The organism is Caulobacter sp. (genome assembly GCF_965279145.1).
GTDB lineage: Bacteria > Pseudomonadota > Alphaproteobacteria > Caulobacterales > Caulobacteraceae > Caulobacter.
The window spans coordinates 2,371,997-2,387,268 of record NZ_OZ257139.1; the positions used below are offsets into that span (position 1 = coordinate 2,371,997).

The 15,272-nt window shown below is 68.0% G+C and carries 13 protein-coding genes and 1 pseudogene; 8 read left to right on the plus strand and 6 right to left on the minus strand.

Annotated features, from left to right (window positions below; genetic code table 11):
• Positions 1-73: 73 nt before the first annotated feature.
• The 4 genes from ACQY9P_RS11235 to ACQY9P_RS11250 are packed head-to-tail and all read left to right on the plus strand — an operon-like array spanning position 74 to position 2,850.
• Positions 74-748, plus strand: a complete 675-nt coding sequence (locus tag ACQY9P_RS11235; RefSeq protein ID WP_421739176.1) for a LysE family translocator — start codon at positions 74-76, stop codon at positions 746-748.
• 56 nt (positions 749-804) lie between these two features.
• Positions 805-1,290, plus strand: a complete 486-nt coding sequence (locus ACQY9P_RS11240) for a molybdopterin-dependent oxidoreductase (protein ID WP_421739175.1) — start codon at positions 805-807, stop codon at positions 1,288-1,290.
• 32 nt (positions 1,291-1,322) lie between these two features.
• Positions 1,323-1,946: a class I SAM-dependent methyltransferase gene (locus ACQY9P_RS11245; RefSeq protein WP_421739174.1), complete on the plus strand. Its 624-nt coding sequence runs from the start codon at positions 1,323-1,325 to the stop codon at positions 1,944-1,946.
• A gap of 55 nt (positions 1,947-2,001) precedes the next feature.
• The gene (locus tag ACQY9P_RS11250; RefSeq protein ID WP_421739173.1) at positions 2,002-2,850 is read left to right on the plus strand and encodes a class I SAM-dependent methyltransferase; all 849 of its coding nucleotides are present in this window, start codon (positions 2,002-2,004) and stop codon (positions 2,848-2,850) included.
• 52 nt (positions 2,851-2,902) lie between these two features.
• Here the strand turns inward: ACQY9P_RS11250 and ACQY9P_RS11255 are convergent, their stop codons facing one another.
• On the minus strand, positions 2,903-3,409 hold the full coding sequence (locus ACQY9P_RS11255) for a DUF1993 domain-containing protein (protein WP_421739172.1): 507 nt from the start codon (positions 3,407-3,409) through the stop codon (positions 2,903-2,905).
• A 171-nt stretch (positions 3,410-3,580) separates the two neighbouring features.
• On the opposite strand from ACQY9P_RS11255, the gene ACQY9P_RS11260 reads away from it, so the two are divergent.
• The 3 genes from ACQY9P_RS11260 to ACQY9P_RS11270 all read left to right on the plus strand — a co-directional run bounded on the left by ACQY9P_RS11260 (position 3,581) and on the right by ACQY9P_RS11270 (position 5,933).
• The gene (locus ACQY9P_RS11260; RefSeq protein ID WP_421739171.1) at positions 3,581-4,021 is read left to right on the plus strand and encodes a DUF2141 domain-containing protein; all 441 of its coding nucleotides are present in this window, start codon (positions 3,581-3,583) and stop codon (positions 4,019-4,021) included.
• A gap of 80 nt (positions 4,022-4,101) precedes the next feature.
• A complete protein-coding gene (prfA, locus tag ACQY9P_RS11265; RefSeq protein WP_421739170.1) occupies positions 4,102-5,172 on the plus strand; it encodes a peptide chain release factor 1 in 1,071 nt (356 codons plus the stop codon).
• On the plus strand, positions 5,172-5,933 hold the full coding sequence (locus tag ACQY9P_RS11270) for a pseudouridine synthase (RefSeq protein WP_421739169.1): 762 nt from the start codon (positions 5,172-5,174) through the stop codon (positions 5,931-5,933). Before prfA ends, ACQY9P_RS11270 begins: the two co-directional genes overlap by 1 nt.
• 36 nt (positions 5,934-5,969) lie before the next feature.
• Here the strand turns inward: ACQY9P_RS11270 and ACQY9P_RS11275 are convergent, their stop codons facing one another.
• The 5 genes and pseudogenes from ACQY9P_RS11275 to flgK form a co-directional block, all read right to left on the minus strand.
• A complete protein-coding gene (locus ACQY9P_RS11275) occupies positions 5,970-7,256 on the minus strand; it encodes a serine hydrolase domain-containing protein (RefSeq protein WP_421739168.1) in 1,287 nt (428 codons plus the stop codon).
• Positions 7,257-7,460: 204 nt separating this feature from the next.
• Complete coding sequence (locus ACQY9P_RS11280) at positions 7,461-8,714, minus strand: S41 family peptidase (protein ID WP_421739167.1); 1,254 nt, start codon at positions 8,712-8,714, stop codon at positions 7,461-7,463.
• Between the two features lie 137 nt (positions 8,715-8,851).
• Positions 8,852-10,071, minus strand: a pseudogene (mnmA, locus tag ACQY9P_RS11285) (tRNA 2-thiouridine(34) synthase MnmA).
• A gap of 44 nt (positions 10,072-10,115) precedes the next feature.
• The gene (locus ACQY9P_RS11290; RefSeq protein ID WP_421739166.1) at positions 10,116-11,039 is read right to left on the minus strand and encodes a flagellin; all 924 of its coding nucleotides are present in this window, start codon (positions 11,037-11,039) and stop codon (positions 10,116-10,118) included.
• A 3-nt stretch (positions 11,040-11,042) separates the two neighbouring features.
• Positions 11,043-13,154, minus strand: a complete 2,112-nt coding sequence (gene flgK / locus ACQY9P_RS11295; protein WP_421739165.1) for a flagellar hook-associated protein FlgK — start codon at positions 13,152-13,154, stop codon at positions 11,043-11,045.
• Positions 13,155-13,558: 404 nt separating this feature from the next.
• Here flgK and ACQY9P_RS11300 point away from each other — a divergent pair, with 404 nt between their 5' ends.
• Positions 13,559-15,268 carry a flagellar hook-length control protein FliK gene (locus ACQY9P_RS11300; protein ID WP_421739164.1) on the plus strand — a complete coding sequence of 570 codons (1,710 nt, stop codon included), beginning with the start codon at positions 13,559-13,561 and terminating at the stop codon, positions 15,266-15,268.
• The last annotated feature ends 4 nt before the right edge of the window (positions 15,269-15,272 follow it).

The following is a 15,272-nucleotide window of genomic DNA, read 5'->3' on the forward strand; positions in this document are numbered from 1 at the left end:
ATGGTGACAATACTTCTTTTGACTCATGGATCAATCGAGAACATCACGATGACATTCCTGAAAGGAGTTCGTGGTGACCCCCGATCTGCTACTCGCCTTCGTTCTGTTCGCCTTCGCCACAGCCGGCACGCCCGGTCCAAACAACATGATGCTGCTGGCGTCGGGCGCGAACTTCGGGTTTCGCCGCACCATCCTTCACATCCTGGGGATCAGCGCGGGCCTGGGCGTCATGGTGGTGGCGATGGGCTGGGGGCTGTCGGGCGTGTTCCGGACCCTCCCCGTGCTGCACGAGGTCCTCAAGTGGGTCGGCGCCGCCTATATGCTTTGGTTGGCTTGGAAGATCGCCACGACGACCGGGATCAATGAAAAGGCGGCTGGCGGCCGGCCCATGACCTTCCTGCAGGCTGCGGGATTTCAGTGGCTCAACCCCAAGGCCTGGGCCATGGCGGTGGGCGCGGCGACCACCTACACGCCCGAAGGCAGTGGTTCGGAGACCGTGCTGCTGTTGGCGGGAACCTTCATGCTGGTGGGCGCGCCATGCAGCGCCGCCTGGGCGGGCTTTGGCCAGGTCATGCGGCGGTATCTGGATCGCCCCGCCGTCCTGCGGGCCTTCAATGTGACCATGGCGGCGCTTCTGGTCGCCTCGCTCTATCCGCTGTTTGTCGACCACCGCGCCGGTTCCGTCCCGGCCTCGCGGGAGATGGCGACGGACCTTCCGTTATTGCCTCTGGTGCGCTCGCACGGTTGATGCTTGCGCGGTAAGGGCGGCGCGGGGCACCTTCGGATCTCAAGCCGGAGCCGCAGATGCGCCTGATCCTCGTCCTCGCCGCCGCCCTGCTGATGGGCCCTATCGCCGCCACCGGCGCGGTCGCTCAGGACCTCCAGGTCACGGTGGCCGGTCGGGACTCGGTGGTGCTGAGCCCCGCCGAGGTCGCGTCCCTGCCACGCGCCAAGGCGACCATCACCGCCAAGGGCGCCAGCGTCGTCTATGAAGGGGCCTTGCTGCACGAGGTGCTGCTCAAGGCCGGCGTCGTCTCCGGCGAGCGACTGATGGGGCGATATCTCAATCAGGTGGTGGTGATCCGCGCGTCCGACGGCTTCACCAGCATGCTGTCGATCGCCGAGACCGACCCGGTCTACCGCGCCAATCCCGTGGTCCTCGCCGACACCGTCAATGGCAAGCCGTTGGACGCGCGCGAGGGACCCTATCGGGTGGTGGTTGATGGCGACCTGCGGCCTTCGCGCTCGTCGCGGGCCGTGGTGGCGATCGAGGTCAAGGCTGGGTTCTGAGGCTTGGCGGCGGACGGGAGGACATCGGAACCATGAGCTCATTCTATGACCGCCATATCCTGCCCCGGCTCATCCGCTGCGCCTGTGGCGCCGGCGCGATCGCCAGGCAGCGCGCCAAGGTGGCGCCTCGGGCGGAAGGGCGAGTTCTGGAGCTCGGGATCGGCGGCGGGCTGAACCTGGCCTTCTACGATCCGGCCAAGGTGGTCAGCGTCACCGGCGTCGATCCGTCACCGGGCTTGCGGGACCTGGCTCTTGCCGCGCCTCGCGCCGAGGGCCTGAGGGTTGAGGTCCTGGCCGGCGAGGCCGAGAATTTGCCTTTCGACGACCATAGCTTCGATACGGTGGTCTGCACCTTCACCCTCTGCTCGGTCCACACGCCGGCCGCCGTGCTGGCGGAGACGCGACGGGTGCTGAAGCCCTCGGGCCGCTTTCTCTTTTGCGAGCACGGCCTGGCGCCGGATGCCAAGGTGGCGCGCTGGCAGGGACGGATCGAGCCGTTCTGGACACCGCTCGCCGGCGGATGCCATCTGACCCGCCCCGTCGGCGCGGCGATCGAAGACGCGGGTTTCGTGATTGATGAAATCCAGACCTTCTACATGCCCAAGGCGCCTCGGCCGCTGGGCTGGTGCGAGCTGGGCGTCGCCCACGTCGCCTGAGGGCGTCGTCCTTTGCTCTTCCTCGATCCGCGGCGTCAGCCGCCCAGGAGCTTCCGTGTCAGAGACTGTTATCCAAGCCGCAAACGCCGCCCAGGTCGACTATTGGAACGCGTCTGTCGGTCACACCTGGGCCCGGTTCCAGGCGCAACTGGATCGGCAGATCGCGCCGCTGGGCCAGGAGACCCTGCGGGTGCTGGCGCCACGGGTCGGCGAGCGAATTCTGGATGTCGGTTGCGGCTGCGGGCAAACCACGCTGGATCTCGCGGCGCGGGTCGGCGGCGCCGGTCATGTCACGGGCGTCGACATCTCCGAGCCAATGCTGGAGGTGGCGAGGGCGCGGGCGCGTCCCGCGGGCGCGGGCCCGGCTGACTTTCTTCGGAGCGACGCCCAGACCGCCGACTTGGGCGAGGGCGCTTTCGACGGCGTGTTCTCACGCTTCGGCGTGATGTTCTTCAGTGACCCGGCCGCCGCCTTCGCCAATCTTCGCAAGGCGCTGAAGCGCGAAGGACGCTTGGCCTTCGTGTGCTGGCGCCCCTACGCGGAGAACCTCTGGATGAGGGCGCCGATGGAAGCGGCTCAGCCCTTCCTGCCGCCGATCCAGCCCGCCGATCCGACAGCGCCCGGACCCTTCGCCTTCGCCGATCCGCAAAGGGTTCAAGCGATCCTGCGGACCGCCGGCTTCGACCAGATCAGCATAACGCCCTTCGACGCCATGATCGGCGGCGGCGCCCTTGAGGAGACCATTGACCTGACCTTCCGCGTCGGTCCTCTGGGTTCCGCCCTCAGGGAGGCTCCGGACCTGGCGCCGACCGTCCGCGAGGCGGTTCGGGCCTGTCTTTCTCAATACGACACGCCGGAGGGTGTTCTGATGCCCGCGGCGGTCTGGATCGTCCACGCGGCCTAGCAACCCGTCGGTCGGTCGCCCCCTCCCCGTCAGACGAGGAGGGGGGACTGGATCAGGCGAAGGGGCCCAGATAGTCCAGCTTGCCGACCGCAACACCTTGGTGGCGCAGGATCCCGTAGGCGGTGGTGAGGTGGAAGTAGAAGTTGGGCAGAACGAAGCCCAGCAGGCAGTCCTCGCCGGACATCTTCGCTTCGAAGGGGCCAGCCTTCAGTGTGACTTCCCGGGTGTCGGCGCCGTCGAAGGCGGCTGGATCGACGCTCTCAAGGAAAGATATCGTCGCGGCTATGCGGGCCTTGAGGTCGGCGAAGGTCGCTTCATCATCGGCCATGGCGGGCGGGGTCACCTCGGTCAGGCGGCCGATCGCGCCCTTGGCGGTGTCGGAGATCCGCTGGATCTGGCCCACGAGGGGCAGCATGTCGGGCGCCAGGCGCGCGCCGGTCAATCCGGCCGGGTCCTGGCCCAAGGCCTCGGCATGGGCCTCGCCCTTTTCCAGCAGGGTGTTGAGAATCTTCAGGCCGCGGACCAGCACGGGAACCGTGGCGCGATACATCGAAGGCATGGGCAACTCCGGAGACGCGAGCGGCCAGCTTGGCCGTCGGGAAGTTCGTACATGGGGTCGCGGGCTGCGTTTGCATCACGGCCCGTCGCATGACTCCTTTTTAATTTGCCACGCCACGTACTTTGAAAATAAAAGTGCTTCATCAGCAATCACACTGAGGGAGCAGACACCATGAACCGCCTCGCCACGGCCGCCGCCGCCATCCTCGCCCTGACCGCCGCCGCCGGCGCCGCCCCAACCGCCGCTTGGGCCGGAACCATCGACCTGACCCTGGATGGCGTTCAGGCCAAGGGTGGCAAGATCCTCGTCACGGTGCAAAGCCGCGACCAATACATGCAGCGCGCCCAGACTAGCGGCGCCATCCTCGACGGCGCGGTCAACGGCCAGGTCAAGGTGGCCCTCCCCAACGTCCCGGCGGGCGACTACGCCATCTCGGTGCTGCATGACGCCGACAGCAACTGGACCATGACCTCCGGTCCCGACGGCCGGCCCGCCGAGGGCTGGTCGACAGTCAATGCCGCCTCGCTGCGGGCCAAGCCGACCTTCGATCAGGTCAAGGTTTCGGTGAACGGCGACGCCGCCATCACCGAGACGATGATCTATCCGAAGTAGTCGCGCCCACGCCGGGGTGACGTCGCGCGCTTCGAGGGGTACAGAGACCGCCCGATCCCCCTCAAGCGTGACGTCACCCCTTGCGACTGCCCCAGGCCCGACTCGACCAGGTTCTCGACCGTTTCCGCGAAGTGGAGGCCCGCATGGGCGCCGCCACCGACGGCGCCGAGATCGTCAAGCTCTCCAAGGAGCACGCCGAACTGCGCCCGGTGGCCGAGGCCGTGCAGACCCTGGCCAAGCTGGCCGCCGACCGCGCCGGCCTGGAAGAGATGGCCAGCGATCCGGACATGGCCGAGATGGTCCGCGACGAGATGCAGGCGCTTGACGAAAAGCTGCCGGTCCTGGAGCACGAACTGGGCCTGATGCTGGCCCCCAAGGACAAGGACGAGAACGCCTCGGCCATTCTCGAAGTCCGGGCCGGCACCGGCGGCGACGAAGCGGCCCTGTTCGCCGGCGACCTGTTCCGCATGTACCAGCGCTATGCCCAGAGCCAGGGCTGGAAGGTCGAGGTCGACAGCATCTCCGAGGGCGAGATGGGCGGCTACAAGGAAATCATCGCCTCGATCACCGGCGACGGCGTGTTCGGCCGGCTGAAGTTCGAGAGCGGCGTGCACCGCGTGCAGCGCGTGCCGGAAACCGAAGCTCAAGGCCGCATCCATACCTCGGCCGCCACCGTCGCGGTGCTGCCCGAGGTGGAAGACGTCGAGATCGAGATCAACGAGGCCGATATCCGCATCGACACCTACCGCTCATCGGGCGCCGGCGGTCAGCACGTCAACAAGACCGACTCCGCCGTGCGGATCACCCACTTGCCCACGGGCGTGGTGGTGACCAGCTCGGAAAAGTCGCAGCACCAGAACCGCGCCCGGGCGATGAAGAACCTGAAGGCCCGCCTCTACGACATGCAGCGTGAGGCCCTCGACACCGCCCGCTCCGACGCCCGCAAGAGCCAGGTCGGCAGCGGCGACCGCTCCGAACGCATTCGCACCTATAACTTCCCGCAAGGCCGGGTCACCGATCACCGCATCAACCTGACGCTCTACAATCTGGGCAAGGTGATGGAGGGCGAGGCCCTGGACGACGTGATCAAGCCGCTGATCGCCGAGGACCAGGCCGCGCGTCTGGCCACTCTTGAAGACGGCTACAACTGATGGCCTTCACCCGGACCTACGACGAGGACGAGCCTCAGCGGGTCAATAAGTGGCTGGCCCAAGCCGGGGTCTGCTCGCGTCGCGAGGCCGAAGCCCTGATCGCCGACGGCCTGGTGTCGATCGACGGCGAAGTGGTCGAGGATGTCGGCCGTAAAATTCTGACCGGCCAGACCCTGGTGCTGGCCGACCGCGCCACCAACAAGCTGGAATCCAGCCTGACGGTGATGATTCACAAGCCGGTGGGTATCGTCTCGTCCCAGCCCGATCCTGGCCAGATCCCGGCCGTGCGGCTGCTGAAGCGCGAGAGCCTGTGGGCCCACGAGGCGGTGATCCCCAATTTCAGCAATCGACTGGCCCCCGTGGGGCGGCTGGACATGGACTCGCGCGGCCTGCTGCTGATGTCCGAGGACGGCGTCGTGGCCAAGGCCGTGATCGGCCCGCAGTCGGAGCTGGAAAAGGAATACCGCGTCGCCATCATGGGCGAGATCACCGAGGAGAAGCTGGAGCTGATGCGCTTTGGCCTCGAACTGGACGGCCGCGAACTGCGCCCGGCCCATGTTGAGGTGATCTCCGACCAGCGCTTGCAGGTCATCCTGCAGGAAGGCCGCAACCGCCAGATCCGCCGGATGTGCGAGCTGCTGGAGTGGAAGGTCGTCGACCTGTTCCGGGTCCGCGTCGGCTCGCTCACCCTGGGCGACATGCCCGAGGGGACTTGGCGTCCGATCACCGCAGAGGAACGCGCGGCGCTGATCGCGGGGTGATCCGGGCAAGGCCCAAGCTCAACGCCCTGAGGAATCTCAGTCCGCGAGCACCGCCCTCGTTTCGCCCGGGGCGTTCTTCAGGTCCAGCCAGTCGGTGAAGGGCAGGCCGTAGGCGCTGTCGAAGAACTCCGCCTGGAAGCGGAAGGGCAGGTTGGCGTCGCTGTTCCACAACATCACGATGCCGGTCTTGGTCGCCGGGTCGAACATCATCGTCGAGCGATAGCCCGACACCCCGCCGCTGTGGCCGATCAGCCTGTGACCCTTGTAGGTGAAGCTGCGAATGCCCAGGCCATAGCCGGCGTGGGTCAGCGCCCGCGCGATCGGCAACCGGCCATAGGGGCTGGCCGTGGCCACGCGGGCGTGCTGGGCGGCGTCTAGCACGGGGGCGGGCAGAACATCTGGCCGCAAGCCCATCTGCGCCTGCATCCACAGGGCCAGGTCGGCGATGGTGGAGTTCACGCCCGCCGCCGAGGGCAGTCGGTAATAGGCCTCGGACAGGGTCAGGGTCTTGCCGTTGCGGTGCGGCTTGGCCCAGGCCGGGGCGCCGATCAGGCCCGCCGCGCCGATAGAGGCGGTGGTCATGCCCAGGGGCTCAAACAGGCGTTTCTGTACCGTTTGGTCATAGGCCTCGCCGGTGCGGGCCCGGATCACCTCGGTGATCGTGTCATAGGCGATGTTCTGGTAGCTGTGGCAGGTGCCCGGCGCGCAGGCCTCCGGCACGGCGGCCAGGGCGGCGCGGATCACGGACGGGTCCTGACCATCCTCGAGCCGGTCGTCATAGGCGTTCTTAGGCAGGCCGGTGCGTTGCGACAGAAGCTGCTCGACCGTCAGGCTGCGCTGGGCGTCGCCGGGCAGGCGCAGGCTGGTGTGGAACGCCTCGACCGGATCGGACAACGAGAACACGCCATCGGCCGCCAGCCGGGCGCTCAGGGTTCCCGACACCGTCTTTGACAGCGAGGCCCAGCGAAAAACCGTCCCGGCGTTGACCGGCTGGCCATGCTGGGCCGCGGTGCGGCCATAGCCGCGCACGAAGGACAGCCGGCCGTTCTCGACGACGGCCACCGCCAGGCCCTCCATCGACCGGTCGGTCATCATGGCGTCCAGGCGACGGTCCAGCGCTCGATAGTCGATCGCGCCGCGCCAGTCGGAGGGTTGGGTGGGCAGGTGAAGCGGGCCTCGGGGCGTCAGCGAAGCACTGGCCCTGGAGGCGGAGGCCTTGGCGTGCGGACCCATGATGTGGGTCAGGACCATCGCGCCCAGCAGCAGCACCAGGGGCGCCATGCCGACGGCCAGCCAGGTCAGGCGGCGCCGTCCGGCTTTCAAACCTTGTTCGCCCGCATCCGGCACTGGTGATCAACTCTCGAGGCAGGCGCGCAAATCACGGGATCAAACCCTTCGCCACCCACCCTTATTGGCCTCTCGACCCACGCAGGTAAACGGCAAATCCGGGGCTGCGACGAGGCGTCCGGGCGGAGGAGAGCCTGCGGGGCGCCGCGCGGCTGATCGTCGAGACGCGGCCGCCAAGGCTTAGGGGCGCCACTCGCCCGCCAGGATAGCCCGCTCGGCGACTTCCAGCGGCAGGTCGCGACCTGCGCGGATGGCCTCCAGCGTCTGGGCGACCGGGCGGTCGGGCCTGACCCCTGCGCCCTCCAGTCGTCGCCCGTCCGGCGTGTGATAGTCGGCGACCGCCACGATCACGTGACCCCCATCCGGCAGGCGATAGCTGCGCGAGGTCAGGACCGCTCCGGCCGTCTCCGACCCCACCAGCAGCGCGCGGCGATGATGGCGCATCACGGCTGCGGTGATCTCGGCGGCGCTGGCGCTGGCCGGGCCGATCAGGACCACCAGTGGTCCATCATAGCGCACCTTTGAGGCTTTCGACCGCCACGCCCTCGCCTTGCCGTGCGCCACCTGGGTTCCCATCGCCGAGTCGGGGCGAAGGAAGTCGCTGACGATTCTGGTCTCGACCCAGATCTCGCCGCCGCCGTTGTGGCGCAGGTCCAGCACCAACCCCTTGGCCGGCGCGGCGGCCAGGGCGTCGTCCAGCCACCGCAGGCTCTCGCGGTTGAAGCCGTCGAAGCGCAGGATTCGCACCCCGCTAGGCAGGTCCACGCGCTGCACGGGCGGCCGTTCCGGTCGATCCTCGATGTCGTAGGCGACCTGGCGAGGCGCGTTCCCCGGGGTGCTCAGGGTCATGCGCGCATGGGGGCATCCGTTCTTGCGGCTGGCGATCGTGAAGCTGTGGATAATGTCGCCGGGTGCGATCCCGGCCCGCTCGGCGGCGCTGCCCCGGCTGACATCGGCCACCCGCATCCGCTGGTCGGCGCCGCGCCGGACGGTGGCAAGTTCGACGCCTGGGGTCAGCTTGAGGTAGAGTCCGCCGCAGCCGAACAGCTTCCTTGAGGTTGGCGCGGGGCTGGTCTTGGCCGCGCTCGTCGCCGGCCGCGGCGGAGGCGGGGGCAGGGATGGCGGCGGCATGCTCACCCCCAGATGAGAGGCCCCGATCGCATTGAGCATGTTGGTCAGGACGTTGATATAGAGTTCGGCCTCGTTTCCCGCGGCCCTGGCCCGTGGCCGAAAGACATCGCGCAATCGTCGCCAGCGTTCGTGATCGAAGTCCGCCGCGTAGTATTTGCGATCCACGGTGTTCCAGACCGCGTCGAAGACCTTTTCGTTGTGTGCGATCCGCGCCGCCACGGGGTCTCGCCGCGCGCGCTCGGCCTCCCAGGCCGTGAGGCCGATCAGGCCCGCGCCGCCAAGGGCCAGGGCCCCCAGGACCACAACCGCTATCCACCAACGCTTGCGCACCTGAAACCACCCCCGGTTGAGCGTTCAGGCTAGCCAAACCTCTGCGCAGGCGCAAGGCGAGGCCGCTTGGCAGGTCGTCGGGCGGGATCGCCAGCCGGTAAGGCTAAGGCCTAAAGCGTCAGCTCGATACGAACGGTGCTGGCGATGAATCCGCCGCCCAGCACGCGGTCGGGATCGGCGGGATCGTAAAGCACGCAGGCCTGGCCGGGGGCGACACCTTCTTCATGGGTGTCGAAGACCACGCGAAACTCGCCGTCCACCATCGCCAGCCGGCCCGGAACGGGTTCACGGGTCGAGCGCACGCGGGCCAGCACGGGTTGGCCCGCCTCGGCGGCGGCTTCCAGGCTGTCCTGGCCGCCCAGCCAGTTGCCTTCCTTCAGCACCAGCGAGGCGGTCAGCAGCGCTTCGCGAGGGCCAACGATCACCTGGCGTTTTTCGGCGTCGATGCGAACCACGAACAGGGGATCGCCGACGGCGACATTGAGGCCCCGGCGCTGGCCGATGGTGTAGCGGGTCACGCCCTCGTGGCTGCCCAGCACGCGGCCGTCCATGTGGACGATCTCGCCGGGCAGGGCGCCCTGCGGCCGGATCCGGTCGATCACGGTCGTATATTTGCCCTCGGGCACGAAGCAGATGTCCTGGCTGTCCGGCTTGTCGGCGATGGCCAGGCCCAGCTCGGCCGCGACGCGACGCACCTCGCTCTTGGGCATGTCGCCCAGCGGAAAGCGCAGGAAGTCCAGTTGGTCGCGCGTGGTCGCGAACAGGAAATAGCTCTGGTCCTTGGACGGATCGCCCGCCCGGCGCAGTTGTGGCCGGTTGCCGGACATGCCGCGCTGAACGTAGTGGCCCGTCGCCATGGCCTCGGCGCCAAGGTCACGGGCCACGTCCAGCAGGTCGCGGAACTTGACCGTCTGGTTGCAGCGCACGCACGGAATGGGCGTCTCGCCGCGCAGATAGGCGTCGGCGAATTCCTCGATCACCTGCTCCTTGAAGCGGCTTTCGTAGTCGAGGACATAGTGCGGGATGCCGATCCGTTCGGCGGCCATGCGGGCGTCCAGGATATCCTGGCCCGCGCAGCAGGCGCCCTTCTTGCGATGGCCGCGCCGTGGTCGTAGAGCTGCAGGGTGACGCCGACGACGTCATAGCCGGCGCGAGCCAGCAGGGCGGCGGTCACCGTGGAATCCACGCCGCCCGACATCGCCACCACCACGCGCGCGCCGGCCGGCAGGCCCACGGCCTCGCGCGCCATCGCCACCGCGCGGTCGGCCAGGACCTCGGCGAGAGCCTCGTCCGGCGGGGAGGAGGCGGAAAGGGTCGTGTGGGCGTCCATCGCGGCCATATAGCGCCTTGGGGCCGGCTTTGCGAGGTTTGGCCCTACTTCAGTACGTTCAGCAGCGAAGAGGCCTGCAGGCTGGAGAACACCTGGGCCGAGGCCTGCACGGCCAGTTGAGCCGCCTCCAGCCGGGTGACCGCCTGGGCCATGTCGACGTCGGTGATGCCGCCGACCATGGTGGTCAGGGTGTCGGCCTGGTCCTGCAGGTCGACCTTGGCGTTGTCGAAACGGTTCTGGATCAGGCCGTTCTTGCCCTGGGCGGTGACCGTGCCGGTGTAGGCGGTCTGGAAGGTGCTTAGCATGCCTTTCAGAAACTGGTTCTGCGTGTCGGTCAGGTTGCCGGTGAACGGACCATTGGCGTCGACATAGGCCTGGACCTGCTTGAACGCGTCGAACACGCCGGTGCCCAACTGGTCGGCGAGCATTCCCGTCTGCACCGAGGTCTGCTCGTCGATGCGGCTGGTCTGGATATAATCGTCGTTGTGGAACAGCGAGGCGGTGGTCGGAGCGGCCGTAAGGTCGGCAAGCGATGTCGCCGAGGTGGGCGCCGTGTCGGTCTGGCCGCCGGCGAACACGTACCGACCGTTCGACTTGGTATTGAGACCCTGCACGGCGTCGCCAAACGCCGCCTGAAGCTGCTGCATCAGGGTTTGGGCGTTGCCGGCCGCCATCGCGTTGGCGATCGCCTTGCGGGCGTTGTCGGCCGAGTTCGCCAGCTGATTGATGCCCGTTTCCTGCATGTCCAGCCGGTTGGAGACCAGCTTGGTCTGGTCGAGCAGGCCGTCGATCTTGGCTTGGGCGCTGCGCATGGCGGTCAACACCTCGGCGTTCTTGGCGTAGCCTTTCAGGTCCTTGGCGACCTTCTGGCTGGAGACCTGTTCGCCGAGGGTGTTCTGGCGGATCTGGGCCAGCATCAGGTTGCTGGTCATCACGCTGTAGTTGGAGACGGTGGAGACGCGGGTCATCGCTTATCTCGTCATGTTTGTGAGGACATCGAACATGTCCTTGGTCGCCTGGATCAGGCGGGCGGAAGCGTTGAACGCCTGCTGATAGGTGGTGAGGTTGATCAGTTCCTCGTCCAGATTGACCCCCTCCTGCGACTTGCGCTGGGTGTCGACCTCGACATTCACGGCGTCGGCGGCGTCCTTGCGGCTGGTCGCCGCGGCAGCCTTGCGCGCGATCGAACCCCCGAAGTCCGCGCCGTAGCGCAGCAGGCTGGTCGAGGCCGCGCCGGTTCCGCCGGCCGCCGAGAAATTGGTCGTGTTGTCGCCGGCCTTGGCCAGGGCCAGGGCCCCGCGACCGTCGCCAACGGCCAGGGCAATCGCGCCGACGGCGGCCGACAGGTTCAGCTTGGCGAAGGGCAGGCGGGTGGGGTCTTGATCCATCAGCGTGTTGACGCTGAAGCGCTCGCCCCGCGTGGCGCGCTCGGTAGGGCCCACGCCGAACAGTTCGGTGATCGACGGACCGCCGGTGCCGCGCTCGGTGTCGTCGGACACCACCGACAGCGTGACGGGCGCGCCGGTATAGCTCGTGAAGTTCATCTGCCCTTTTGAATCGAGCGCGAAGTTCCCATAGAGGCCGACACCGCTGTTGCGGTTGTTCAGGGCGTCCATCAGGTCCTGCATCGTGGCGCCGGCGGGCACCGAGATGTTGACGTCGCGGATTCGGCCGCCCTCGACATCGGTCAGACGCAGACTGATGACGTCGCCGGGCGTGAAGCCGTGCGGGTCGGTGGCCGTCAGGCCGGTCTCGTAGGGCGAGTAGCCGTTGGAGTGAACGATATCGTTGAGGCCGAAGAAGTGGCTGAAGCCCTTGCCGGCCTTGCTCGTCGGGTTGGTGGCGTCATCAGCCACGACCACGCCCTTGCCGCCACTGGCGTTGAGGCTGAGCACGCCGCCATTGAACGAGGCCGTGCCCTGACCGCCCAGGGCGGTGTTCAGTTGGGCGATGAAGTTGGCGCTGGTGAAGGCGGGGCCCGCCGCGCCGTTGACGGTCATCGTGCCGGCGCTGAAGTCGACGTTGACCCGGCGCTGGATGACGCCACTGGAGTCGGTCAGGGCGATCGTCATCTTGCCCGTGAAGCCGCTCAGCGCGGTGGCTTCGTCCAGGCCCGTGTTGCGGCCGGTCAGGGTGTCGGGCGCCGGGACCGAGGTCGAGGCGTTGGAGGCGCGGTTCAGTTCCTCGGCCGAGCGTGAGACGAACTCGCCCAGTTGGTCGGTCAGGTTGGGCAGTTCGGTATTGCGCAGGTCCATCAGACCCTTGAGTTCGCCGCTCGAGATATTGAGCGCGACCGGGTAGTTGGCGCCATTGGCCTGGACCACCTGCAGGAAGCCGGTGGCCGTGCTCGACTTCTCGTACGAGACGACAGCGGCGCCGTCGCCGGCCAGGCTCAGGCCCTCGGTGGAGCGAACGATAACCCCGCCGCTGGAGCGCTGGCTGACCTGGATGTTCATCATGGTCGACAGTTCGTCGATCAGGCCGCTCTGGACGTTCTCGGCGCCCGTGGCGTCGGCGCCGGCCACTTGGGCGCGCGTGATGTCGGTGTTGAGCGTGTTGATCTGCTTGAGCAGGTCATTGACCCGATCAACATTGGTGGCGATGCGGTTGTCGGCGTCCTTGCCCATGGCGGACAAGGACGAGGTGATCCGGGCGGATTCGCTGAGGAAGTCATCGACGCGCGTCAGGGCCTGAGTGCGCAGCAGGGTGGACGAGGGATCGTCGGCTGCGGCCGAGAAGGCCGAAAAGATCTCGTCGAGGCGTCCGAAATAGTTGTTGTCGCCGCTGGGGTCGCCAAACAGCTTCTGGGCGCTGTCCATCGCCGTGGCCAGGGCGCCTGCGCGGCCGGAGTCGGACGCTGAATTCAGGCTTGCCGATTGCAGGAAGCGGTCAGTGGCGCGCTTGATGGCGTCGATATTGACGCCCACGCCCATGCCGTTCGAAATCAGGTTCGACTGGCTGACCGTCTTGCGGACGTAGCCCGCTGTGTTGACGTTGGCGATGTTGTCGGAGACGACGCGCAGGCCCGTCTGGGCCGCCATCATCCCCGAGCTCGCCGTGCTCATGATGGTATTCAATGACATGCGGCAATTCCCACGCGCCCGGCAATCGAGGAACCGCACAGGGCGCCCTTGCCCGGCGAAAACTGCCGGGCGGGGGAGGGGCTAGAACCCTCGATATGTGCTAAGCCACTGAAAATCATGGCATTTGGTTCCAAGCGTCGACAATTCGACAGGATCGTATGCGCAAGGAGGGCGCCAAGTGGGGGCGTGACCGGGCGACGCGGCAAGCCAGGTCCCCGCGACGTCATTCGACTCGGCAAAAAGCGCCGCCGACGGCTCATTTTTAACCCGTAAACAAGGAATTAATATCAATATTTACAATAGCTTATGTCTGAAATGCCGAGTTGGCCCGACGGTTGCTGAAGGAGGTCCGGACAAAGGCGTGTTCGTCATGAACCGTCGCACCCAACGAGCTCGGACCACGAATGACCGTGATCGCCGCCCCCGCCGCCCCTTCCCCCGTCAGCCCGACCCCGGCTGCTGGCGGCCAGGGCGTGAACGATGGCTTCGACGCGCTGCTCGCCATCGCGACCGCCGACGATGACGCGCCGCCCGCTCCCGCCCCGTCAAAGAGTTCCAGCGCGTCCAGGCCCGACAAGGCCGCCAAGGCCGACACCACCGCCAAGACGGACGCGACCGCCAAGGCGGCCGACAGACAGGACGCTGTCGACGCGTCGGTGAACAAGAAGGACGCCGCCCAAGCCGACGCCGCGGACGCGGCTGAAGCTGACGCCGCGGAGAAGGCCGATGACGCCGACGCCAAGGCCGCCGGCCAGGCCGAAGCCGCCGCGCTGGCCGCCGCCACCCTGGTCGCGGCGATGATCCCGCAGGTCGAGCAGACCGTCGCCAGCGTCGCCGCCGAGCCGACGGCTCAGGTCGTGGTCGCGCCCACCGATCCTGCCGCATCGGCCCAGGCCATGGCCGACCTGATCGCCGCCGCCCAGGACGACGCGACGCCCGCGCCGGTCGAACTGAGCGTGACGCCGGAGATTCCGACCCTGGCGGCCGACGCCGACGCCCTCCAGGCCCCTGTCGTCGCCGCCCCGACGGTCGCCACGCCGCCTGTCGCCGAGACCAAGGTCGCCGCCCCGGCGCCCGCGCTTGTCGCCGAAGCCCTTCCGGCCCCCGAGGCGGCTCCGATCGCCGTCGCCGCCGAGCTCGCCGCCACGCCGGCCGTCACCGTCGAAGCCGCGCCAGCCGCCGCGCCCAAGGCCGCCGCTCCGGCGGTCGCCACGCAACCTGCGGAGCCTGTCGTCGCGCCGGTCCCGGCCGAGCAGCCGGCCGCCGTGGCGGCCGCGGGCGAGACCGCGCCGCTCGTCGCCGTTACGGACGCCGCCGCCGTGGTTGAAGCCGCCGTCGCGCCCGCCGCCGCCCAGGCCACCCAGGCTTCGGTCAAGGTCGCCGTGTCGGCCGCGCCGGTCGCCGCCGAGGTCGCCGCCCCGACGGACGCCGTGCCCGTCAGCACCGCCGCGGTCCAGGCCGCGGCCCTGTCCGACCAGGCCAGCGCCGACAAGGGCGGAACAGGTCAGGGCGATCAGGGACAGTCGAGCGCCGACCTTCTGACCGCCGCCGTGACCGACGCCGCCGCGACGCCCGACGCCCCCGTCATCTCTCAGACGGCCTCGCCCGTGGTCGCCAACGCCCAGGCCGCCCTGCCGATGAAGGCGGAGGTGCGCGGGTCGCCGGAGACGGTGGCCCAGCTGTCGGCCGATATCATCAAGAAGCTTGACGCCCAGACGACCCGCTTCGATGTCGCCCTGACGCCTGAGGGATTGGGCAAGGTCGACGTGCGCATCGAGATCGCCCGCAACGGCGCCCTCAGCGCCCACATGCACTTCGACACCGCCCAGGCGGCCGCCGAGCTGCGGAGCAAGTCCGCCGAGCTTCGCCAGGCCCTGTCCCAGGCGGGCTTCACGGTCGCCGACAATGCCCTGAGCTTCGACGTGTCGAGCCAGAACGGCGGTCAGAACCAGAACGCCTTCTTCGGTTTCAACGGCGGTGAAGACGGCCGCCGGGCGTGGTCGGGCAAGGCCTTCCAGTCGGCCCTGAACGACGAACCGATCACCCTTTCCCCTTCAGATCTGCTGCCGGGCCTGCGCATGGCCCCCGACAGCGGTCTCGATATTCGCATCTAGAGGC